Origin of the sequence: Cohnella endophytica, from assembly GCF_003628305.1 — a bacterium.
Taxonomy (GTDB): domain Bacteria; phylum Bacillota; class Bacilli; order Paenibacillales; family Paenibacillaceae; genus Cohnella; species Cohnella endophytica.
The window spans coordinates 1-24,202 of the sequence record NZ_RBZM01000009.1 but is presented as its reverse complement, the minus strand read 5'-3'; the positions used below and the strand labels follow the sequence as shown (position 1 = coordinate 24,202).

The following is a 24,202-nucleotide window of genomic DNA, read 5'->3' as shown; positions in this document are numbered from 1 at the left end:
CCTTGAATGGCGAATATGGCATACCCGTAATTTTAGCGGAAAGCTGCAGTGAGAGGGATGTTGGTGCAGTACGCTGACAGCGTGCTAAACGAGTGAGTGCTGCACAAGTAAGGCAACAACAAAAAGAAGGAGTAAACACATATGAAGGTTCTCGTTATCGGACGAGGCGGGCGAGAGCACGCCATCATCTGGGCGCTGAAAAAAAGCGCGAAGATCAAACAAATCTATTGCGCGCCGGGCAACGCGGGAACCGCGCAATTGGCGGAGAACGTAGATATCGGCGAGCTCGAGTTCCAGCGTCTCGTGGGTTTCGCGCGCGATAACGCCATCGATCTCGTCGTCGTCGGCCCGGATGATCCGCTGGCCGCGGGTATCGTCGACGAATTCGAGGCCGCGTCGATTCCGGTATACGGACCGCGCAAGAATGCCGCGGAAATCGAAGGCAGCAAAATCTTCATGAAGGACCTTCTACGCAAATACGAAATTCCGACGGCGAAGTACGAGACGTTTACCGATTACGAAGTGGCGTCCGCATACCTGAAGCAACAATCGCTTCCGATCGTGATCAAAGCCGACGGACTTGCGGCCGGGAAAGGCGTAACCGTCGCCTTCACGCGCGAGGAAGCAGACAAAGCGCTCGCAGAGACGATGGTGGACAAATCATTCGGAGCGGCGGGGGACAAAGTCGTCATCGAGGAGTTCCTCGAAGGCCAAGAGATGTCTATCCTCGCTTTCGTCGATGGCGAGACCGTCAAACCGATGTCGCCCGCGCAAGACCATAAGCAAGTTTTCGATAACGACAAAGGGCCGAACACCGGCGGAATGGGGACCTACTCCCCGCTGCCGCATATCGCGCAATCGATCATCGACGAAGCGATCGAGACGATCATCAAGCCGACTGCCCGCGCGATGGTATCGGAAGGCCGACCGTTCCGCGGCGTGTTGTTCGCGGGTCTTATGATCACGAAGGATGGTCCGAAGACGATCGAATTCAATGCCCGTTTCGGAGATCCGGAGACGCAAGTCGTTCTTCCGCGATTGGAGACGGACTTGCTCGAGATTTTCCTCGCATCGATCGACGGAACCCTCGAACAGATCGAGATGAAGTGGAGCGATGAAGCCGCGGTTTGTGTCGTGCTAGCTTCCGAAGGCTATCCGGGCTCATATCCGAAAGGACTGCCGATTTCCGGGCTGGACGAGGTTCAAGTACCGGGAGCGTTGGTGTTCCACGCTGGCACCGCATTGAAGGACGGGCAAGTCGTAACGAACGGCGGACGCGTGCTTGGCATCGTCGGTCGCGGCGCCGGAATCGCGGAAGCGCGGACGAACGCCTACAACGCTGCTGCCGACATTGTTTTCCAAGGCAAACAAAACCGTACGGATATCGCGGCCAAAGCATTGCTATAGCCGCTCATACAAGAATAAAGCCGCCGGACACCCTCGAACAATCAAGAGGAAACCGGCGGCTTATTCTTTATAGAAAAGCGATTTGCGATGAGAGAAAATGTACCAGATAGCGAACGCGGCTACAACGATTACTAAAGCTATAGCGGAGTGGTCGGATACCCATTGAATGAAAGCCTTCATGAGTTCATCTCCTAACCCTCTAGGCGAGTTGGTGTCAATAAAGGATAGGATGTCCAAGCTAATCTAGTCCTATGTAAATGTCCCACTCGAAATTAGCCTTTTTTCCTGTTGCAGGTTGACAGCGAAGGTGGATTGATGATAAATTTAATCCATACTAATTATATCGGAATTAAAGGAAATGAGGGCTTGACGATGGAAAAACCAATCGCGATACGGCACGAGGATATCGCCCTGACCGCTACGATTCACTACCCTACGAATGAAGGGCATTGCTCGGAACGAAAAATGCCGTTGGTCGTCATCTGCCATGGGTTCATCGGAAACCGGATCGGGGTCGATCGGCTGTTCCTGCTCGCTAGCCGGCAATTGGCGCGCCAAGGGTTCCTCGTCATTCGCTTCGATTATGCGGGTTGCGGCGAGAGCGAAGGCATCTACGGAGAGAACGGCCTGGATTCGATGATCGCGCAAACCCGTTCCGTATTGGATTACGGCTTAAGCCTCGATTGCATCGATCCGCTTCGGGTTACGTTGCTGGGACATAGTCTTGGCGGCGCGGTCGCATTGCTGACGGGGACCAAGGATCGCAGGGTCAAATCGCTCGCGTTATGGTCGCCAGTTGCCCATCCGTTCAACGATATCGTGAAAATCGTCGGACGCGGCGTCTACGACGAGACGATCAAGAAGGGATACTCCGATTATATGGGATATCCGCTCAAACCGGAATTTTTCGACTCGTTGCAGCAGCACCAGCCTTTCCAGGAAGCGCAGAAATTTCACGGGGACGTGTTCATCGCGCACGGAACGTCGGACGACGTCATCCCGGCGGATTATAGCTTTTTACTTGAAAAAACGTTCTGGCTCAGGGGAGAAGGGCGTTGCGATAAAAATATCGTTTTCCAAGCGGACCATACGTACTCGAAAGGCTCGCACAAGGGCGAGTTATTCCAATCGACGTTGGACTGGTTAGCCAGCCACGAGAAGCGCCAACAGGATTGGCAGCATTGGAGCATCTAAGCAACAAGAAAAACGACCGCCGGGGCCATTGCCTCGGCGGTTTTTCCAAAAAAGGGATCTTGGACTCTTTTTCCCGGTGAGCAAAGTGTGGTTTAATGGGATTAAACTTCAACCATGCGAAGGGAGAATGAGCTTGACGCCAAAACTACGCATTGCGATGCTATTGACGCTTGCCGCTACGCTCGCGGGCTTGACCGCATGCGGCGGCGGGGCTAAGGAAGCAACGATCCCTCCCGTCGAGACTGCCGTTTCGTCCGCCGATTCTTCGCCCACTGCGAGCGGAGAAGAGACGCCGACCGCCGAATTCCTCGCGCCTTTAACCGGTTTACCCGTAGAGAAGGAAGTAACGAATCGACCGTTCGCGGTTATGATCAACAATCTGGCTCCGGCCAGGCCGCAATCGGGGCTTACCCAGGCGGACACCGTGTGGGAATTGCTTGCGGAAGGCGGCATTACCCGGTTAGTTGCGATTTTCCAGAGCAAGGAGTTCGCCGATCCCATTGGACCAGTTCGCAGCATTCGACCTTATTTTATTCAAGTCGGCGAGTTTTATAGCGGGGTTCTCGTGCACGTAGGAGCGAGTAACGACGCATTCGCGATTCTGCAACGCCAACACAAGGAAGACCTCGACGAGATTACGAACGCGGGCGCTTATTTCTATAGAGACAAGTCTCGCAAAGCTCCGCATAACGTATATACAACGCTTGACCAACTGCGCGCCGGAGCAGCCAAACGCAAATACAAAGATACGGCGACGGTTCCGTTGTTGTCTTTCTCTAGAAATCCCCCGGATCTTGCGACCGCAGCCGCAGCGACCAAGATCGATATCAAGTTCATGTTGTGGGATTACAAGGTTTCCTATACATACGACGGCGCGACCGGTCTTTATAACCGTTTCATCAACGAAAAGCCGCACGTCGACAAGAACAACGACAAGCAATTAACCGCGACGAACCTCGTCGTACTCTCAACCAAGCATGAGACGAAGGACGACTACGGACGTCTCGTCGTCGACTTGGACAGCGGAGGCGATGCCGTGCTGTTCCAGCAAGGCAAGGTTATTCCTTGCACTTGGCAACGCAAGCAAGGTGACGTTATCCGGCTCATGAAGGACGGTCAAGAACTGCCGTTTCTGCCGGGAACGACTTATTATCACATCGTCCCGAATTCATCGCCGATGGAAAAACATCTTACGTATCAATAAACGAGCACTCGAAAAAAAGGCTGTACCTATCGCCATTGAACCTGGCGATAGGTACAGCCTTTTTGCGTTACTTTAGTGCCCAATCATCATGGAAGCATCGACATCGGAGGCAGGTTGGCCTTTCGCACCCGGTGCGGGAGCTTCGTCCTTAACCTTCGGTTTGCGAAGAATCAAGCTGACCAATACGCCGACGCAAGCGATGCTGGCGGTAAGGAAGAACGTATCGCCGAACGCGGCCGTGGAGCCGGCGACCGGATCTACTCCAGCCGTAATGTGATGCGTCATGCGCGAAGACAAGTATCCTGTCATGCCCGCGATCGCGAACGACATGATGACTTGCTGGCTCGCCGTCGTCAGAGGCGTTACGCGGCTGACGAGCTTACGCGGAGCGGAATTCAACACGTGCGTATTGAGTGCCATCATCGACAGTCCCATGCCCGCGCCCATCATGCCGAGCGGGAACATGATCATGGTCCTCGTCGTTTCCGTATCGATCTGCGAGAGAATGAACAAAGCGCCGGAGATAATTCCTAGGCCGACGAAGGCGAGAGGACGCGCTCCGATTTTGTCGAACAACCGTCCGCCGATCGGCATGAATACCGCGGAACAGATCGCCATCGGGAGCGTCGTCAGACCGCTCTTCAACGGCGTGTAATGAAGAATGTTCTGCAAGTACAACGGAACCATGAGAATGGAACCCATTAAAGCCACCTGGGACATCCATGTGAGGACAACCCCGCGGACAAAATCGGATGATCCGAACACGCGTAGTTCCAAGAGCGGTTGTTTCCTGTTAAGCTCGACGAAAATAAAGAAGATGAGCGCGACTCCTCCGACGATCAGTCCCGTCAGCGTCGAACGTTCGGTCCAGCCGTTGCGGCTCTCGCTGACGCCGTATGCGAGCATGGAGAACGCAATCGGAGCGAGGATCATCCCTAGGACGTCCAGAGAAGGCGTCTTCTGACGATCGCCCTTAGGTAAATACTTAGAACCGACGATGAGAGCCGCAATTCCGATTGGCAAGTTAATTAGGAAAATCCAGTGCCAGGTAGCCAGACCGATTAACCAACCGGACAGAATTGGTCCGGCCGCCGGGGCTAGAAGCATCGGAATTCCGAGCATCCCCATGACCGAGCCTCTTTTCTCGGGCGGTGCCAGCTTGAAGATCATCGCCATCCCGATCGGGGATACCATGCCGCCCCCGATTCCTTGAATAACTCGGAACAATACGAGTTGGTCGGCGGTCTGCGCCAAAGCGCATAATACCGATCCAAGCGTAAATAGGGCGATCGTGATTAGGAAAATCCGTTTGGAGCCGAACCTATCGGTCATCCACCCGGCGAGCGGGATAACGGCAGCCAGGGCGAGCGTATATCCGGTAATCGTCCATTGGATCGCGTTTAACGAAGTATTGAAGTAAGACTGTAAATTAGGAATGGCGACATTAACGACGGTACTGTCGAGGATGACCATGATCATCCCGATAATTACGGCCAGGAGCGGCGCGATAATTTTCTTGATCGAGAATTCCGCTTCGGGTGCCGAGACGGACGCGGCTTGTTGCATAGACATAGTTTAGTTCCTTCCTCTTTCTCTTGACGTATGAGGCATAAGACCCCTAATATTGACTTAGGGTTTTTCTGAAAAACCAGTGGGTCACGGCGAGATAAAACTCATTCTACTGATTTTCTCGAAGAAGTCAATTTATTTCTGAGAAGAGGGATTCGGTTGAGCTTATTGAAACAAACGATCATGGATTCGGCAACGAGGTTTTTTTCCGAGAAGGGATACGACATGACGTCGATTCAGGAGATCGCCGACGATTGCGGTATTGCCAAAGGATCCTTATATAAGTTTTTTCCGTCCAAAGAAGAGCTACTGATCGAGATTTTCTTGACGCAATCGAACCGGATTTTCGAAGCAGCGGAGCAGATCAGGCAAGACGGAACGCTCGCGCCCAGGGAAGCCTTCATTCGGGAAACGGAGTGCAATTTCGATTTTTTCTTGGAGAACAAGTTCTTCATGCGGGAAATCAAACAATTATCCAACACGTCGAAGAAGATCATGCCGTTCATGTACCAGATGCGTACCAAGTTGCTCGTATCCTGCAAAGACGGCTTGCTCAAATTCCTCGGCAAGGATGTGGAGCCGAATATATGGGAGTTGGTATTCGTCTATTCGGGCATTATGAAGGAGTTCATGTCCTTGGTCGTGTTCGATAACAAGCCCTTGAATATCCGCGACGTTTCGGCGTTTATCGCCGATCGCGTCGAGGAGCTAGCAAATTACGTTCGATTGAAGAAGCCTGCCACCGTACTTCCCGATTCCATCATGGCGGAGTTCTGCATCCCGGGAGCGGGGGATCCGCTGCCGACGTTCGCGGAGCATCGGACGAGCTTATTGCAATCGATGAGAACGACGATTCAGGAGCTGCCGTGCACCCATCATCGGAAATCGGAATTGGACAACGCGGTTACGCTGCTGGAGACGGAATTCGACAGCGATGAGCCCAAGCCCGTCCTCCTTCAGGCGTTGATTCAGTTTCTCGCCGCGGAGTATCCTCTGGCTTGCATCGCCAAGCAATTGGAGAAGTACAAAATACAAGTTCCCGAATGAAGTTTCCAATAATAAGGGAGTAGGTTTGCCGAAACTAGGTGAAACTTAAAAAAAGTGTCACATGCGGGAAAAGAGGGCTATACAAAGCCCGTCCGGGCTGTGATAGAATAAGTAAGTTAACGGGATATTAACCCTATGTTAACGGTATGTAAAACGATCAGCTACACACATGGGAAAGAAGGGCTATCCGTGTTTCGGAAAAAAGACATCTTTTTTAAGACATTGGAGGAAATGGCAGACATTATTCTCCAAACGGTCGAACGTTTCGCAGTCGCGGTGAACGGAGATCTGCCGAACGTGAGCGCATTCGCCAAGGAAATGAAAGAATACGAACATAAAGGCGACAATTGCACTCATATTATTCTGACGGAGCTCAACAAGACGTTCATCACGCCGATCGAGCGCGAGGACATAATGGAGCTGATCAAGAAGCTGGACGACGTCTTGGACGGAATCGAAGCTTGCGCTTCGCGATTCGAGATGTACCAAGTGACGAAGGCCGATCCATTCATTCGCAAGTTCGGCGATTGCCTGCGACGCAGCGCGCAAGAAATCAAATCGGCGATCTATTTGCTGACCCAGAAAAAATTGCTGGCGATGCAGCCGCATTGCGTCACGATCAACGAACTGGAGAACGAAGGCGACGAGTTGATGCGCCAAGGCATCAAGCATCTGTTCCAGAACGTGAAGGATCCGATCGAATTGATTAAACATAAAGAAATCTACGAGCGTTTGGAGCAAACGACCGACTCCTGCGAGGATGTCGCCAACACGCTGCAATCCATAATTATGCGCAATTCTTGATTGGCGCAAGCGGGGACGGAAACGAATATCATGGATTATACTCACTGGCTAGTCGTCGTTATCGTTGTGCTGGCACTCGGATTCGATTTCATTAACGGATTTCACGACACGGCGAACGCCATCGCGACGTCCGTTTCGACGCGCGCCCTGACTCCAAGACGCGCCATTATTCTAGCGTCCGTCATGAACTTAGTCGGCGCACTTATGTTCACGGGAGTCGCCAAGACGATCGGCGGCAAGATCGCGGACCCGTTCAAGCTTCAGCACGGACTGACGGTCGTCATCGCCACTCTTCTCGCGGCAATCCTCTGGAACTTGATTACTTGGTGGATGGCTATTCCTTCTTCCTCTTCGCATGCGATTATCGGTGCCCTCGCGGGAGCGGCTATCGCATCGGAAGGATGGAACGGAATTAACTATTCGGGATTCACGACCATTATCAAATGGCTGATTCTGTCTCCGATCATCGCATTCGTCGTGGGATATTGCATCATGTTCGTGCTGAAGCGGGTGTTCGCCAACTCCAGTCCGCATCAAGTCAATAAATTATTCCGCTTCGGACAAGTGCTGACGGCGGCGTTCCAATCGTTCACCCACGGCACGAACGACGCGCAGAAAGCGATGGGAATCATTACGCTGGCGCTGGTTACGGCCAAAATCCAGCCGGACTTGGATATTCCTCTCTGGGTTAAGCTGTCCGCGGCGCTTGCCATGGCGCTCGGAACATCGATCGGCGGATGGAAAATCATCAAAACGATGGGCACGAAAATATTCAAAATCGATCCGATGAGCGGCTTCTCGGCGGATCTAGGGTCTGCTTCCGTCATCTTGTCGGCGACGTTGTCCCATTTCCCGGTCAGCACGACGCACGCGATTACGTCCTCCATTCTGGGTGTCGGATCGGCCAAGAAATTTTCCGGAGTAAAGTGGAGTATGGCCGGCCGGATCGTCATGACTTGGGTGATTACGATACCGGTCGTCGGAGTGCTCTCGATGCTCATTTATTACGTCTTAAGTTTGTTCCTCCACTAATTCGGGTAGTTAAGGTTGCCGTCATCTCTATTTAGTCTGGAGGACACACATGCTTGCATATACGGATCAGGCGAAATCGAGTGTCGAGTTGTTAAAGGAATTCACGGCGAAGTCTCATGAGTTCGAAGGGCTTAGACTCGTGTTCTCCGGGGTAGGGAAGCGCGATGTCTACAACATATGCGCTCCGTTCCTGGATCATGGAGAACCCGTTATCGCCGGCAGGGTAGAGGATCGCGATAAGGAATCGTCGGAAGTGGTGTTCTTCGTCGAACGCCATGGAGAATGGGTGCCTCGCAACGGCGCGCCCGTATTCTCCCTGCAGGATCCTTTCTTCACCTTTATCGGGGAGGAACTCGTATTCGGAGGCGTCGAGGTGTATTTCGACGGGGACGATCCGCACTACGTAACTTCTTGGAGAACCGTATTTTACCGCGGGCATTCCGTGAACGATCTGGAGCCTTTCGCCAAAGGTCCGCTGACGATGAAAGACATTCGCTTGATTGGGCTCGAGAATGGCCGGATCGGCGTGTTTACAAGGCCTATGATGGTAGATGGGGCGCGCGCGCTCATCGGTTATACGGAGATCGAGACTTTGGAGGAATTGACGGAGGAGACGATCTTGGGAGCGAAGCTGCTGCGGAACCAATTCCTTCCCGACGAGTGGGGAGGGGCGAATGAAGCCCATCAGCTGGCGGGGGGCGCGATCGGCGTACTCGGGCACATCGCCTGGATGGAAGACAATAACATTCGGCATTATTATCCCATGGTATTCGCCTACAACCCCGACAATGATCGCTATACGCCCATAAAACTGATCGCCACTCGCAGCATGTTTCCGGATGGTCCCGCCAAGAGGGCTGACTTGAAGGACGTTATCTTCAGCGGAGGAATCGTGAGACATGGAGACGGCACCGCTACTCTCTACACGGGAGTCAGCGATGCGGAAGCCCACGTGATCGTCATCCCGGATCCTTTCTTGGAATACGAGTCCTAGAAAGCAAAAACTGGCCTGAGGCAGCGTAAGCTGCTTGAGGCCAGTTTTCGCGGTTAACGACGTTTGCCGCTTTTCTTCGAACGCCCTTTACCTGCAGACGGCCGAGTCGTCTTACGCCTGCGCGTGGTCGGGCTCTTCTTGGTGGCGGACGCGGATTTTTTCCCTTTGTTGCCCATGAATAACTTGATCATGGGGGCTATCTGTTGCATCGTGGACATGAACTTCTGCACTTTGCCCATCGTCGAGAGTACCCCTTCGATGCCGCCCATGCGATCGACCATCGCCTTCAGATCGCCGAGGTTGGTCAGGTTAAAGGGGAGCCCCCCCTTGGCCTTCGTAGGAGTCGCCGTTGGCGCGGGAACGATTGCGGTCGGATTTATGACGGCGGGAGGACCGGAGAACGAGTCTTCGATTCCCGGGAATTGATCCTGTCCGAAGTCTGACGTCCAACTGCGTATGGGGGGCGATTGCGATTCGTTCATGGAGTCACACCCTTTTTAATGTTAGCTTATGACATTCGTGGGCATCGGGCGTGGACGAATGCCCGGGCCCAGAAACATTTTACTTCTGTAATGCGTGAATACGGTGACGCTTGAAGTATTGGCAGGTACGAAGTACAATGGAACCAAAGCGTGAGAGTGAAAGGGTGCGGCCTGATGCAACTTAAAAAGCTTAACGATAAATCGATAGATCAACTATTCGAAGCGATTCTGACCTTAAAGAACGTCGAGGAGTGTTACGTATTTTTCGACGACTTGTGCACGGTGAATGAGATTCAGTCCTTGTCGCAAAGACTCGAGGTTGCGCGGATGCTCGGCAAAGGGCATACGTATAATCAGATCGAATCGGAAACGGGAGCGAGCACGGCAACGATCTCCCGGGTCAAACGGTGCTTGAATTACGGCAACGACGGGTACAAGATGTCGCTGGAACGGTTAGGCCGTTTCGGCAACGAAGCGGTAGCCGAGGTAGAGTAGTTTCTATCCTAGCATTGCGATTAACATTTAGTAACGATAGCATAGTTCGAGAAACCGGCTCCCCGAGAGACCGGTTTCTTTGTTGTCGGGCATTGGATTTATGTTGCCGCTTTCATTGGCGTGCGGTATGCTAAAAGCGGAACGAAGACTAGCTCCGAGGGTGAGAATTCATGTCGTTTTGGCAGTCTGTACGGTTCAAGATCGTATTTGGTTTTCTGCTTATGATCGCGCCCATGGTGCTATTTCTAATCTATAACAATATTTATGCGACAAACGTCGTTCGTGATCAAATATCGCTTCACTATAACAACTTAATGGCGCAGCAGGTGAGGAATAACGACGCCATTCTGCAGGAGACGATGAGATATTTGTACCGGATGAGAACCGATTCGGACATTCAGTCCTTGCAGGCTTTATCTTTAGCGGAAGACGATTCCGATTACACGATGGTCAAGATGGTGCTGACGCAGCGGTTCCTGCAGGATACCGGTTATTATAATAAAGTAGACACTTTTTTCGTCTATTCCCGCAAAGACGACGACATGTTTTTCTCCACGCAGTATAGCTTTCACTTCGCGGAAGTTCAATCCGCCTTGCTAGATTACACCACGAAGCTCGCCTCCAAGGATTTGCCGCAAGAAACCCAACGCTGGGAGCGTTTCTCCATTCCCAAGGATACCAATTATTTAATTAAAACCGTTGATTTAGGCTTCGGAGTGTATATGGGGGCACTCGTGCAAGTCGATCGTTTAAACGAAGAGGTAAGCAAGTTCGACGTGGGACCGGAAGGGTCTACGTTCGTCGTCGATTCGGAGGGCAACGCGCTGACGAATTCGCCGTTACCGGTCGTCGAGGAAACGGTCGTGCACAAAGATATCGTGGAGATGACCAAACAAGGGCGAACGTCGTGGAACAAAAATCATTATCTCGTCATCACGCAACCGTCCGGGATTTCGGATATCCACTATATGATCGTCATTCCCGAAACGTATATTTTAAAAAACCTTCCTTTTTTCCAAAAGATGCTCTACGTCTGGATCCCGTTAATCGTTGCCATCGTGCTTTCTTTGTATTTGGTATTCCTGCAGAGAGTTATGTTTAAACCCTTGGTTGGGCTCGTACGCGGAATGCGCAAGCTAGGTCAAGGACGATTCGACGTTCGGATGCCGATCAATACGGACAATAGCGAATTTGCCTTCATGTCGGGAACGTTTAACTTGATGGCCGAACAGATCGAGAAGCTCAAGATCGACGTATACGAGGAACAGATTCGCGTCCAGAAGGCGGAGTACAAGCACTTGCAGATTCAGATCAATCCGCATTTCTATATGAACAGCCTTAATATTATTTATAATCTCGCGGCGTTAAAGGACTTCAAGTCGGTGCAGAAGCTAAGCTTGCACTTGGCCGATTATTTCCGCTTCCTGATGCTCGGACATCGCACGGTATTGCCTCTCGAGGATGAGATTCGGCATATCGAGCATTATCTGGAGATCCAGAAAATACGTTACGTCACGAAGCTGGAATACGACATCGAGGTGCTTCCCGAGCATCTGCAGGTGGAGTTGTCGCCGCTTCTCTTGCAGCCTTTCGTCGAAAATTCCGTCATTCACGGATTCTACAAAAAAGTGCAAGACGGGTTGCCTTTTCATATTCGCATTGCTTCGGGCAATGACGAGGAAGAGCCCGATCGGTTCATTATCCTGACGATCGCGGACAACGGTCCCGGGTTCCCGGAGGAGTTCCTGGACGACTTGCGAAGCGGAACGCATTTCGCGAACGAGGGGGAGAACCATCTCGGAATCTGGAACATCCTTCGCCGATTTAGAATGCTGTACGGAGAAGAAGGTGGAATTACCTTCATAAACGGAGAGTCCGGCGGGGCGATCGTAAAGGTACGCCTGCCGATCCAGCGCCCGAACACTTTCGAGATCGGAGCATAAACATCGCCAGACCAAGGAGGATTACGATGGTTAGAGTACTCGTCGTCGATGATGAAATATACGCCCTTAAGGGCATTACGCAGGGGATCGATTGGAGCGACTTGCCGATTCAGGAAATTCTGGAGGCCGAGGACGTGAACCAGGCTACCCGTCTGCTCGAAGAGCATCCCGTGGATCTGGTCATCTCCGATATCGAGATGCCCGGCCTGAACGGCTTGGAACTGCTGCGTTGGATTAAGGATCATCGGCCGCAGACGTTAACGGTTTTCCTCACGGGTCATGCCAGGTTCGATTACGCGCAAGAGGCGCTACACAACGGGTGCTTCGATTACGTCTTGAAGCCGGTCGATCACGACGCGTTAAAAACGATCGTAAAGCGCGCCATCGCGGAGATCGGAATGAGAAAAGAGCAAATGATGTTCGAGGAGTTGCTGGACGTCAACCGGAGGCAATGGTCGGATCAATTGCCCATATTGGTCGAACGTTTCTGGCAGGAGCTGTTGTCCGGACGGGTGCGCTTATCCCCCGAGCGGCTCAATCGGCAATTCGAATACTATAACATTCCTCTGGATGCCGACAGCAATCTGCTTCCCGTCTTGCTCAGCATCGAGCAATGGGACATGGAATTGGATGCGCGGGACGAGAGCATTATGGAGTATGCCCTGCGGAAAGCGGCGGCGGAAACGATCCTTAGCGAATGGCCGGGGACGGTGCTGCAAGATCGCAACGAGCTTAACATGGTACTGCTCTATATGAAGGAAGGCGAACAAGCGAACCGTGCTGAATTGCTTCAGCGTTGCCAGGAATATGTACAAGCCTGCAGCGGTTATTTTCATTGCAGAGTATCCTGTTACGTAGGTGAATCTACGAACATCGGCGAGCTTGCTGGCTCGATAGAGAGATTGCAACAGATGGAACGGGCCAACGTGTCCGCGCCGCAGTCCGTGCTGGATACGCTGTCCGGACAGGGATCGGCAAATAGCGGCATGGGAATCACCCTTCCGTCTTTCGCGGACTGGGGAGCACTACTCGATAACGGCGGACATGAAGAGCTGGTCTCGCGTATCGAAGAATTGTTGAACAATTGGCAAGCCGAATCGGCAAGCCGCGAAGCGTTGGAGCTATTTCAATACGGGATTCTTCACATGCTCTACCAGTCTGCCTATCGCAAGGGTTTCTCCATCTATGACGTGTTCTCCATGAACGAATTGAAGGATGCCCAGATACCGCGATCCGCGCTGCAACTGGCGGCGTGGTCCGGGAAAATTGTGCTGAAAATGGGGCAAGCGCTCGCGGAACGCCATCGCGATACTTCCGCGGTCATTGCCAAGGTACAAACGTTTATTCAGGACAATCTGCATACGGAGCTGACCCGGGACGATATCGCCCATTCGATCTACCGAAATCCGGCGTATTTATCAAGGATGTTCCGGAAAGAAACCGGCTTCTCCTTATCGGACTATATCGCCCAGTTGCGCATCGATCGCGCCAAGCGATACCTTGTCGAAACGAACGATAAAGTAAGCAACATAGCGGAAGATGTCGGTTACGTGCATTTCTCCTATTTCGCTAAATTATTTAAGAAGATGACGGGTTTATCTCCCCAAGAATATCGCAAGAAACATCAAATTTTGCATTAGGCGGCTCGCGAGAGCCGTTTTTGCATCCAAAAAGATTAGCTTGATAGGTTTCCAAAATGTCACAGGAGTGCTATTTCGGTCACCGCAGTAGATAGATCATAGTCCCGTCACCCCGGTACAATTAACCTACAAGAGAGATAAGGATGGTGATGGGGATGACACCTGCAACGGAAGCGATTGCCTCTAAGGCAACGAAAACGAAATCGCGCGCGAAACAAAATCTAGGCTATTGGAAGAGATTCGGAAGCTTCTATATTATGATGGCCCCCGCGTTGATCGTATTGCTCATGAACAACTATCTTCCGATGATCGGCTCGCTGATCGCATTCAAACAGATCGAATATACGTCCAACAGCTTTGTCCAAAGCTTCCTGGACAGCAAGTGGGTGGGCTGGGAGAACTTCAACTATTTGTTCAGCACGACGGATGCTTGGACGATTACGAGAAACACGATCGGATACAACGCCGTATTTATTTTCTTGAACATCGTGATCGGCGTGGCGTTGGCGCTCATGTTCAACGCGATGAGGAGCCGGCGGTGGGCCAAGTTTCACCAAACGACGATGTTCCTCCCCTATTTCCTGTCGATGGTCGTCATTTCTTACTTAGTATATGCCTTCTTGAATTCGGACATCGGGATTATTAACAAGGTCGTTCTTCCTTGGTTCGGGCTGAATCCGATCGATTGGTATACGGAGTCGAAGTGGTGGCCGTTCATTCTCCCGCTCGTTAACACCTGGAAATATATCGGATATTACGCGATTATGTTCCTGGCGGCAATCATCGGAATCGATAACGAGTACTTCGAAGCCGCAACGATCGACGGAGCTTCGAAATGGCGTCAAATCTGGAGTATCACGATTCCGCTCATCCGTCCGGTCATTATTATTTTGACGTTATTGCAAATCGGCCGTATTTTCTACTCGGATTTCGGCTTGTTCTTCCAAGTGACCCGCAACTCGGGAATCCTCTACGATACGACGCTCGTCATCGATACTTACGTGTATCAAGGCTTCATCGTAAGCGGCGACATCGGGATGTCCTCCGCGGCAGGTCTCTATCAAGCAGTCGTAGGTTTCGTGTTGGTATTCATGTCGAACTTGTTTATCCGTAAAATCAGCAAAGATGACGCATTGTTCTAGGGGGGGTGAGCATTCATGGCGACAGTTTCGGCAAAACGAAGTAAAAACGTGAACGAAATATCGAGCATTTCCAACTTCTTCATAAACGGGTTTTTCTGGATCTATACGGCAATTTGCGTGCTTCCGCTCATCCTCGTCATCATGGTCAGCTTCTCGGACGAGAAGTTGGTATTGATTAACGGTTATAAGTTCTGGCCCGAGAAGTTCAGCACAGGGGCTTACGACTTCTTAATAAGCGACTGGGTAAGCATCGTAAGATCTTACGGGGTGTCGATATTCGTCACGGTTGTCGGAACGCTAATCGCGCTCCTCACGATGGCCCTATACGCCTATCCGATTTCCCGGCAGGACTTCAAGCATCGCAAAATTTTCTCCTTCATCATGTTCTTCACCTTACTGTTCAACAGTGGATTGGTTCCCTTCTATCTGTTATACACGCAAGGTTTTCATTTGCGGGATACGATCTGGGTACTCATGATTCCGTACTTCGTGCAACCCTTCTATGTTCTCATCCTGCGTACTTTCTTCACCAATTCGGTACCCCCGGCTCTTATGGAATCGGCGAAAATCGACGGCGCGGGAGAATGGCGGATATTCCTGCAGATCGTGCTGCCGCTTTCGTTGCCCGTGCTCGCGACCGTCGGTCTCTTCTGTACGCTCCTTTACTGGAATGATTGGTTTATGAGCTTGCTGTTTATCAATCAAGACAGCTTGGTCAGCATCCAATTCAAAATGTATAAGGCTCTATTGGACATTACGTTCCTCAGCGCCAACTCAACGGCGTACTCGGCGATCCTGGCCCAGAATCCCGATTTCCAACTACCTACGGAGACGGTAACGATGGCCATGGCCGTCGTCGGTATCGGTCCTATCGTATTCGCCTATCCGTTCTTCCAACGCTTTTTCGTTAAAGGGTTGACGGTCGGCGCGGTCAAGGGCTAACCAACCGAGGGATTAGCGTCACACTATGTTCGGCTCGATCCGGTTACCGGCCGGTTGAGTATACATTCGCACCTATCTGAAAAGGGAGGCAATACCGCATGTTAAAAGGGAAAATCAAGTTTAGAAAAAGTTTGGCCGTCATAATGGGAGCATCCTTGCTCCTACCGACGTTTTCCGTATCGAACGCTGCTTCCTCGCTTCCGGAATACAAATTATCTTTCTACTATCCGGGTACACCGGCGAAAGACGAAGCTAAGATCGAAGCCAAAATTAACGAGTACTTGAAAACGAAAATCAATGCGACCATCGACCTGCAACCGATCGATTGGGGACAATGGGACAGCAAAATGAACCTGCTTAAAGCAAGCCGCGAGCCGATGGACATTATTTTCACGGCCCAATGGAACGGCCATGCCAACGACGTAGCCAAGAACGTGTTCCTGGCGCTCGACGATGCAAGCGGTCCTGCAGGCAACCTGCTGGCGCAATACGGCAAAGATATCACGAAATCCCTTGATCCTGCTTTCTTGGCGGGCGCCAAAGTAAACGGCCATAACTACGGCGTACCTACGAACAAAGAACTGGCTGCGCAAGGCGGCGTTATCTATCGCAAAGACATCGCCGACAAGCTTGGATTGACCGCTAAGCTGAATGCCGTTAAGACAGTCGCCGATCTCGATCCGATCCTGGCTACGGTTAAAGCGAAACAACCTGGAATGACCCCGCTGTTCCTTCGCGACGGCGATAACTTCAACGCTCACTATTTCATTCAAGAAGATTTCCTTGGCGACACGACGATTGAAGGTCTAATCCGTAAAGACGGCACGAGCACGAAAGTCATTACGAGATTCGACGACAAGCAGTATATGGATCAACTGGCTCTTACGCGCTCATTCTTCAAAAAAGGTTATATCAACAAAGATGCGGCGACAACGCAATTGTCCGGTCAAGACGCATTGAAAAAAGGCAATGTCTTCATGATTACCGCTTCCTTGAAACCGGGTAAAGACGCCGAAACAGCTCTTGCTGCAGGTTTGGCAGGCAAGCTGAAACAAATCAACATGACCGATCGTACCGTATCGACCGGTGAAACAGCGGGTTCCATGCTCGGTATTTCCTCGACGTCCAAAGATCCGGCTCGCGCCATGATGTTCATTAACTTGCTTCACTCCGACAAATACTTGAACAACCTGCTCAACTTCGGTATCGAAGGCGAGCACTACGTAAAAGTGTCCAGCGAGATCATCAAAGCAGGCCCAAGCGCAGCGAACTACAACCCAGGCGCAACTTGGATGTTCGGTAACCAATTCCTGAACTACGTATGGGATACGGAAGCTTCGAACAAATGGGCGCAATTCAAAAACTTCAACAGAGGCGCTAAATTGTCTCCGGCACTGGGCTTCACTTTTAACGCTCAACCCGTAAAATCGCAAGTGGCCGCGCTCGTTACCGTTCGCAGCAAATATATCGCCGGATTAGAGACAGGATCGATCGACCCGTCCAAAGCGGCGGAATTCCAGAAAAAAGAGCAAGCGAACGGACTGGATAAAGTGCTTGCAGAGAAACAAAAACAATTGAACGCATTCTTGGCTGCGAAGAAATAATCCGCTTCTAAATCAATCGTAAGTCAACCGTCAGACCTCTGGTCTGACGGTCTTTTCTTTAGGCGGAGCAATCGAATTGTTCGAACGATTGTCGGCGTTGACATTGGCTTTACGTTTCGCTAGCATGATAAGATGATGTGTAGTAGACGGCATTGAAAGGGGCAAGCTCGTTCATGAAGCTAGGCCTTCTTGTGATAAGTCATGGATCAAAAGACGCAGGCTGGGTAACTCTCGTGGATGAGACGATCGAGACCGTACGTGTCAGACTCGGATCCGCCATCCTCGTCGAAGCCGCGTTCCTTGAATTAGTGGAAGGTCGGCTCATTCAGGATGGCCTAGACAGGCTGGTCAACGAAGGCGTTACGCACGTATTCGCGTTGCCGCTGTTCGTATCGTCGGGCAGTACGCATGTGGACGAGATCGGGTGGGCGCTGGGAGCCTATCCGGAACCCGGAACGGAGACGGAGCTAGAGAAGCTTCGGATATCCGGGAAGCTCAAGCTTACTTATGGTCAGCCAATGGACGATGCTCCGGAGTTAATAACAATCGTATTGGATAGATTAAATGAAATGTCGGTGGATACGTCTCGGGAAAGCGTGCTCCTCGTCGGTCATGGGAGCGATGAGGCGGGTTTCCGAGAAGCCTGGGAACGGGGACTTGACGCAATCGCGTTCGAGGTAATGAAGGTTGGAGGATATGAGGCCTGCTCAACGGCACTTTTGCTTCCGAACCAGGTACAAAAGAAGTTGGAGCTGTTAAAGGCCGACTATCCGGACCGTCAAGTGTTGGTGATGGCCTTATTCTTAAGCGTTGGTTATTTTACTAAGGAAGTCGTTCCTAAGCGGTTGGAAAGCTCAGGCTTAGCGAAGGAATGCCGTTACTTGGGAAGCGCGCTTATGCCGCATCCTAGCGTCGCGGATTGGATTGTCCGGCAGGCGCGGGAATGGTCGGAAGGCATAGGCGATTGAACAGAGATGAAGAGGGGATTCGGTTGGATACGATTCGAGCTAGATTAATCTATAACCCGACTTCCGGTCGCGAGGAAGTCAAACGTAAGTTATCGGCGATCCTGCAACGGTTGGAACGCGGGGGCATCGAGACGTCTTGTCATGCTACGGAATGCAAGGGAGACGCGACGAAAGCCGCTTCGGAGGCCGTCGAGCGCGGTTTCGACATGATCATTTCGGCGGGCGGGGACGGTACGCTGAACGAGATCGTAAGCGGAATGGCCGGCCACGAACGCAGACCTTCGCTAGGAATTCTGCCTCTTGGCACGACGAACGATTTCGCGCGCGCGCATGGGATTCCGCGCAAGTGGGAGCACGCATGCGATCTGATCACGAAGCGATTCACGACCCCGGTGGACGTCGGCCGCGCGAACGACAGCTACTTCATTAACATCGCCGGCGGCGGCTCGTTAACCGAATTGACCTATGAAGTACCGAGCAAGCTGAAGACGATGGTCGGACAGCTTGCCTATTATATGAAGGGATTGGAGAAGATCACGCGTCTTCATCCAACCCATATGAAAATCTCGGCGGAAGGCGTCGGGGAATTCGAAGAGGAATTCATGCTTTTCTTGATCGCGAACAGCAATTCCGTGGCGGGATTCGATCGGCTTGCTCCGAACGCCAGCACGAGCGACGGGGTGTTCGACGTGCTAGCCTTGCGCAAGTGTAACTTGGCGGAGTTTCTCCGCATCGCCACGATGGTCATGCGCGGCGAGCTGATCACGAACGATCAGCACTTTCTTCATTTCCAGAGCAAGCGAATCGTGGTTGAGACGAATGACCGCGTTCAGTTGAATCTGGACGGGGAATTCGGCGGGACGCTGCCATGCGAATTCTCGATCTTGCCCGCGCATCTGCAGGTCATCGTAGACGAGCTTGGCGTATCGTCCTATCGGAAAAACGGCGGCCCGAATCGGGCGTTGATGTTATGAGCGGAGTGAAGTCGAGGTTGAATGGGAAATCGAATGGAAGATCTAAGGCAGGATCTAATGGAAGATCGAATACAAGAGCTAGCGAGAATTCGAGAGAGAATGAACGTACGACTCTGAAAGGGGTACCCGTCTCCGCCGGGGAGCGAGTAACCTGCGAGATCGTCGGGCTCACGCACGATGGAGAAGGGGTAGGCCGCGTCGACGGCTATACCCTTTTTGTTCGTGGCGCTCTACCCGGGGAACTGGTGCAGGCGGTCGTCATTAGCATAGGCAAGTCGTTTGGGAAAGCGCGAATGGAGAAGGTCGTTCGCGAGATAGTGGACGGAGGATCGGAAACCGCGATTCGGGTGGAGCCTCCCTGCCCGATCTATGATTCCTGCGGAGGTTGCCAACTGCAGCATATGGATTACGCGGCGCAACTGCGGTGGAAGAGGCAGCATGTCGTCGACAACCTGACGCGGATCGGGAAGCTCTCTGTTCAGGGAGAAACGCGCTTGGCAGGTAAGACGGAAGAGTCGGGATCTATGGAGTCGGCACGTCCAGCCGTAATCGTTCACCCCACGATCGGCATGAGCGATCCCTGGCGGTATCGGAACAAAGCGCAAGTGCCGATCGGAGTCGTCGCTGACCGTTTGGTCGGCGGTTTCTACGAGATGGGAAGCAACGACATCGTAGAGATGGATAGTTGTCTAATTCAGCAGGAAGAGAACGAAGAACTTGTTCGCGCGGTGAAAGAGGCTGCGAGATTGCTGGCGATCTCCGCCTACAATCGCGAGACCGGACGCGGTCTGCTGCGACACGTCGTCGTTCGGCATGCCCGGACGACGGGGCATCGGATGGTAGTGCTCGTCACGAACGGTCGTGATATTCCGCACGGGTTGGAGCTCGTTTCGCTTATTCGCGAATCGGTGCCGGGTGTCGTAAGCATCTGCCAGAACGTAAACACGGCGATTACACCTGTCGTATTCGGTGAAGAAACGCGCGTGTTGTGGGGAGAAGAAGTCATCTACGACGAGATCGGCGGCATCCAGTTCGCGATCTCTCCGCGCTCGTTCTTCCAAGTGAATCCGGAGCAAACGGTGAAGCTGTACGGCAAAGCCGTCGAGTACGCGGCGCTGACCGGCGAAGAAACCGTCGTCGACGCATATTGCGGAGCGGGCACGATCTCGCTGTTTCTCGCCCGCCACGCTGCGCGCGTGTATGGGGTCGAGATCGTCCCCGAAGCCATCGAAGATGCGCGTCGGAATGCCGTGCTGAACGGCATCCGGAACGCCGAGTTCGCCGTCGGCCCAGCCGAAGTCGTGATGCCGAAGTGGCAACGGGAAGGCGTGTCGCCCGACGTCATCGTCGTCGACCCTCCTCGCAAGGGCTGCGACCCGCGTTTGTTGGAGACGATGCTAGAGCTCCGTCCGGAGCGGATCGTCTACGTTTCTTGTAACCCTTCGACTCTGGCTAGGGATTTGCGGTTGCTCGAGAATGGAGGCTATCGTACGGTCGAGGTTCAGCCGGTGGATATGTTCCCTCATACGGGGCATGTGGAGTGCTGTGTGTCGCTTGTAAGGAAGTAGTAGTTAGGAGCCGCATTTACCTGTATATTGAAGCCCGAATGTATTTAATATTTGGGTTTCTTTGTTATGCGCCAACCGGATCGAACGAAAGAAGTGGAGGCTAAGAGGCCCCCCCATCAGCGTGATGATTGTTCTGCATATGGTTTATCTTATGATTGGGCTGGCCCACGAAACTGACCCCGTCATTCCTGAGAGAATTGTTACGAATCAGGGGACAAGATATATGCTGGTTGCCTTGGTGCATTGCAAGCGGGAACTTAAAGTTTTCTTTACATTTCATATATGGAGCAATCTACCATGATAAATTAGAAGTAAGATTTGTAGGTTTTTGACGAAGAAAAGCTAGCTGTCATGGGGTCCAAGGCATCATTGCATGTGACGACATTTGTAATTAGGGGGGGGGGATGGCGTGAATGCGCGATCTGACGCTGCCAACGGGCGCGACGTATACATTGCCCCCGGCGTGTACTGGACGGAACTTGACGTATAGGGAAGGCGGCGTAATTGAAGCTCCGAATATCGGTCTCAGCATCTTGGGCGAAACATCTCTTTCATCGGCCTTACCGGGAATGCTACAGACGCGATTATCGCGGGCAACCGCGGCGAGAGGGGCGCGACCGGCTTAGGCGCGAACGGCAGCTGGTATACGCTTGGCACCTCCTCGGGATTTCATGGCGAGAACATCACCATCGCGAACCACGCGCAGGAGGATTTGGTTTAACCGCGCGATCCGTCGCAAATAGAATTAAGCGTATGATCCTCAAGAGGTTCAGTTCCCGAGAGTCGGCGTTCGCGACATCGAAGCTCCCCCGAAGCAATCGGAGATTCCTTGGGGGGCTTCTTTATTGAATATTACGCTTCTTTCGGCTTGCGGTTCTCGGCGATCAGCTCGCCCATCGGCGCAAACTTAAAGTTTTCTTTGTAATTCAAAAGTGGTCCCATCTACCATGATAAAATCGGAGGGTAACTTATTCGTTAACGTAAATGGAACGTGGCTCTTGGACTATGTTATGCCAGAAAAAAGGTGTATCAACAACAAGTTTACATAGATGTGCTTGGAATCGAATGAATATTGAAAAGGTGGACTTCAGATGTTACTAAAACGCGCGGCTTTATTATTTCTTGCATTTCTATTGGGAGCGAATTTAGTTGTATTCGTTCCATCTGCGCTTGCTGCTCCCATAAGCCCTGCGGCTATTGCCTCGCACGATTTCGCTTACGGGTATGATGATTCATATATCGGGGTAGGCTTCGATGGCGGTCAAGGTAAGGAATTTCATGTTTTTGTGGAGTATAATATTCCGGCAGGTTATCCAGCCGCCGGAAATGAAGTTGAGATGCAATTTAAAATTACGGGTATTTCCACTAATAACAATGCGCTTCAGAAGATTGTAAATGTTTATGAGTATAAAGGCAGTAAGATTCCTGTTTTCGCAGATGGTGATACTGGTTGGCCTCGTACAAATGAATTAGGGAATACGTCGCTGTATGTGTTGCAAGGATTTCAGGACAACGTTAGTCTCAACGATGTTGTGAAAATCAATGTCACAAGTGCGGTTGCCGGGAAAGCCGGGCAGAAAGCAAGGTTTTTGCTTACAGGAGTCGGGTCTGTTGCACAATCTTCAGAACAAATTCAGATTTTTTTTAACAATCCTACTCTTAATGAAGTTGCTTCTAAAACGGACGCTTTGCAATCGAGTGTTACACCCTCGAAGACAACAGTAATGGCAGACGGCATAGATTCATCGACGATTACAGTGACGCTGAAGGACGCGAGCGGTGGTTTGCTCAGCGGGAAAACAGTGAACTTGTCGCAAGGAACGGGCAGCTCGACGATCACAGCGACGCAAGGGACAACGAACGCGAGCGGTGTAGCGACGTTCACAGTGAAGAACACGCAAGCTGAAACGGTGACATACACGGCATCGGTAGCAGCGGATAGCGTAACGGTGTCGCAGACGGCAAGCGTGACATTCCAACCTTCTACCCCAAGCGCGTCAAAATCGACGGTAACGGCGTCAAAGGCAAGCGTAGCTGCTGATGGATCGGATACGTCGGTCATCACGGTAACGCTTAAGGATGCAAACGATGGCCCGCTCAGCGGCAAAGTGGTGGACCTGACGCCAAGCGCTGGCAGCAGTTCGACGATCACGCCGACGCAAGGGACAACGAACGCGAGCGGCGTGGCGACGTTTACGGTGAAGAGTACAAAGGCGGAATCGGTGACGTATACAGCAGCCGTAACAGCGGACAGCGTGACAGTAACGCAGAAGGCGAGCGTGACGTTCGTACCGGGAGCCGTCAGCGCATCGAAATCGACGGTAACGGCGTCTAAAGCGACAGTGGTAGCAGATGGTACGGACAGCTCGGTTGTAACGGTGACGCTAAAGGATGCAAACAGCAATCCGATAAGCGGTAAAGCGGTGAGTCTGGCACAAGGCACGGGCGGCTCGACGACAACGACGACGCAAGGAACGACGAACGCGAGCGGCGTGGCGACGTTCACGGTGACAAGCGTGAAAGCGGAAGCGGTGACGTACACGGCGACGGATACGACTGACAGCGTAACGGTGACACCAACGGCGATCGTAACGTTCCAGCCGGGGGCGGCAAACGCGTCGAAATCGACGGTAACGGCGTCGAAGGCGAATGTAGCTGCTGATGATACGGATACATCGGTCATCACGGTGACGTTGAAGGACGCCAACGATAACCTGATCAGCGGACGAGCGGTAAGCCTGACGCAAGGAACAGGCGGCTCGACGATCACCGTGACGCAAGGGACAACGAACGCGAGCGGTGTGGCGACGTTTACGGTGAAGAGTACGAAGACAGAGGCAGTGACGTATACAGCAGCCGTAACAGCGGACAGCGTGACAGTAACACAGAAGGCGAGCGTGACGTTCGTACCGGGAGCAGTCAGCGCATCGGTATCTACGATAACGGCGTCTAAAGCGACCGTAACAGCGGACGGAACGGACAGCGCGGTTGTGACGGTGACGCTGAAGGACGCGAACGGTAACGCCGTGAGCGGTAAAGCGGTGAGTCTGGCACAAGGAACAGGCAGCTCGACGACAACGACGACGCAAGGAACGACGAACGCGAGCGGCGTGGCGACGTTCACGGTGACAAGCGTGAAAGCGGAAGCGGTGACGTACACGGCGACGGATACGACTGACAGCGTAACGGTGAC

General features: G+C 52.3%; 20 protein-coding genes. 18 read left to right on the top strand and 2 right to left on the bottom strand.

Going from position 1 to position 24,202, the window contains the following annotated elements; all coding sequences use genetic code 11:
• Positions 1-141: 141 nt before the first annotated feature.
• The 3 genes from purD (at position 142) to D7Z26_RS20350 (ending at position 3,805) form a co-directional block, all read left to right on the top strand.
• The gene (purD, locus tag D7Z26_RS20360) at positions 142-1,407 is read left to right on the top strand and encodes a phosphoribosylamine--glycine ligase (RefSeq protein ID WP_120978873.1); all 1,266 of its coding nucleotides are present in this window, start codon (positions 142-144) and stop codon (positions 1,405-1,407) included.
• A gap of 372 nt (positions 1,408-1,779) precedes the next feature.
• A complete protein-coding gene (locus D7Z26_RS20355; RefSeq protein WP_120979113.1) occupies positions 1,780-2,601 on the top strand; it encodes an alpha/beta hydrolase family protein in 822 nt (273 codons plus the stop codon).
• A 127-nt stretch (positions 2,602-2,728) separates the two neighbouring features.
• Positions 2,729-3,805: a DUF3048 domain-containing protein gene (locus tag D7Z26_RS20350; protein ID WP_120978872.1), complete on the top strand. Its 1,077-nt coding sequence runs from the start codon at positions 2,729-2,731 to the stop codon at positions 3,803-3,805.
• A 72-nt stretch (positions 3,806-3,877) separates the two neighbouring features.
• Here the strand turns inward: D7Z26_RS20350 and D7Z26_RS20345 are convergent, their stop codons facing one another.
• The gene (locus tag D7Z26_RS20345; protein WP_407643537.1) at positions 3,878-5,377 is read right to left on the bottom strand and encodes a DHA2 family efflux MFS transporter permease subunit; all 1,500 of its coding nucleotides are present in this window, start codon (positions 5,375-5,377) and stop codon (positions 3,878-3,880) included.
• A 156-nt stretch (positions 5,378-5,533) separates the two neighbouring features.
• Here D7Z26_RS20345 and D7Z26_RS20340 point away from each other — a divergent pair, with 156 nt between their 5' ends.
• The 4 genes from D7Z26_RS20340 (at position 5,534) to D7Z26_RS20325 (ending at position 9,251) form a co-directional block, all read left to right on the top strand.
• Complete coding sequence (locus tag D7Z26_RS20340; RefSeq protein WP_120978871.1) at positions 5,534-6,421, top strand: TetR/AcrR family transcriptional regulator; 888 nt, start codon at positions 5,534-5,536, stop codon at positions 6,419-6,421.
• A 189-nt stretch (positions 6,422-6,610) separates the two neighbouring features.
• Positions 6,611-7,225 (top strand): DUF47 domain-containing protein, encoded by a 615-nt coding sequence (locus tag D7Z26_RS20335; protein WP_120978870.1) that lies wholly within the window; start codon positions 6,611-6,613, stop codon positions 7,223-7,225.
• Positions 7,226-7,255: 30 nt separating this feature from the next.
• Complete coding sequence (locus tag D7Z26_RS20330; protein WP_120979111.1) at positions 7,256-8,257, top strand: inorganic phosphate transporter; 1,002 nt, start codon at positions 7,256-7,258, stop codon at positions 8,255-8,257.
• 49 nt (positions 8,258-8,306) lie between these two features.
• Entirely contained in the window at positions 8,307-9,251 is a 945-nt protein-coding gene (locus D7Z26_RS20325; RefSeq protein WP_120978869.1) for a DUF1861 family protein, read from the top strand.
• A gap of 53 nt (positions 9,252-9,304) precedes the next feature.
• Here D7Z26_RS20325 and D7Z26_RS20320 read toward each other — a convergent pair whose 3' ends face one another.
• On the bottom strand, positions 9,305-9,733 hold the full coding sequence (locus tag D7Z26_RS20320) for a tyrosine protein kinase (RefSeq protein WP_120978868.1): 429 nt from the start codon (positions 9,731-9,733) through the stop codon (positions 9,305-9,307).
• 174 nt (positions 9,734-9,907) lie between these two features.
• On the opposite strand from D7Z26_RS20320, the gene D7Z26_RS20315 reads away from it, so the two are divergent.
• The 11 genes from D7Z26_RS20315 to D7Z26_RS20265 form a co-directional block, all read left to right on the top strand.
• Positions 9,908-10,228, top strand: a complete 321-nt coding sequence (locus D7Z26_RS20315) for a YerC/YecD family TrpR-related protein (RefSeq protein ID WP_120978867.1) — start codon at positions 9,908-9,910, stop codon at positions 10,226-10,228.
• 170 nt (positions 10,229-10,398) lie between these two features.
• On the top strand, positions 10,399-12,171 hold the full coding sequence (locus D7Z26_RS20310) for a cache domain-containing sensor histidine kinase (protein WP_120978866.1): 1,773 nt from the start codon (positions 10,399-10,401) through the stop codon (positions 12,169-12,171).
• Between the two features lie 26 nt (positions 12,172-12,197).
• The gene (locus D7Z26_RS20305; protein ID WP_120978865.1) at positions 12,198-13,811 is read left to right on the top strand and encodes a response regulator transcription factor; all 1,614 of its coding nucleotides are present in this window, start codon (positions 12,198-12,200) and stop codon (positions 13,809-13,811) included.
• 155 nt (positions 13,812-13,966) lie between these two features.
• Positions 13,967-14,953, top strand: coding sequence for an ABC transporter permease (locus D7Z26_RS20300; RefSeq protein WP_120979110.1), 987 nt, complete (start codon positions 13,967-13,969; stop codon positions 14,951-14,953).
• A 15-nt stretch (positions 14,954-14,968) separates the two neighbouring features.
• Complete coding sequence (locus D7Z26_RS20295) at positions 14,969-15,895, top strand: carbohydrate ABC transporter permease (protein WP_120978864.1); 927 nt, start codon at positions 14,969-14,971, stop codon at positions 15,893-15,895.
• Positions 15,896-15,993: 98 nt separating this feature from the next.
• Entirely contained in the window at positions 15,994-17,499 is a 1,506-nt protein-coding gene (locus D7Z26_RS20290; RefSeq protein ID WP_120978863.1) for an ABC transporter substrate-binding protein, read from the top strand.
• A gap of 173 nt (positions 17,500-17,672) precedes the next feature.
• On the top strand, positions 17,673-18,467 hold the full coding sequence (locus D7Z26_RS20285; protein WP_120978862.1) for a sirohydrochlorin chelatase: 795 nt from the start codon (positions 17,673-17,675) through the stop codon (positions 18,465-18,467).
• Between the two features lie 23 nt (positions 18,468-18,490).
• Entirely contained in the window at positions 18,491-19,441 is a 951-nt protein-coding gene (locus D7Z26_RS20280; RefSeq protein ID WP_233567080.1) for a diacylglycerol kinase, read from the top strand.
• Complete coding sequence (gene rlmD, locus D7Z26_RS20275) at positions 19,438-21,009, top strand: 23S rRNA (uracil(1939)-C(5))-methyltransferase RlmD (protein ID WP_233567079.1); 1,572 nt, start codon at positions 19,438-19,440, stop codon at positions 21,007-21,009. Before D7Z26_RS20280 ends, rlmD begins: the two co-directional genes overlap by 4 nt.
• Before the next feature lie 413 nt (positions 21,010-21,422).
• On the top strand, positions 21,423-21,635 hold the full coding sequence (locus D7Z26_RS20270) for a hypothetical protein (protein ID WP_120978859.1): 213 nt from the start codon (positions 21,423-21,425) through the stop codon (positions 21,633-21,635).
• Between the two features lie 1,098 nt (positions 21,636-22,733).
• A partial coding sequence (locus D7Z26_RS20265) for an Ig-like domain-containing protein (protein ID WP_199731749.1) occupies positions 22,734-24,202 on the top strand: 1,469 nt, incomplete at its 3' end.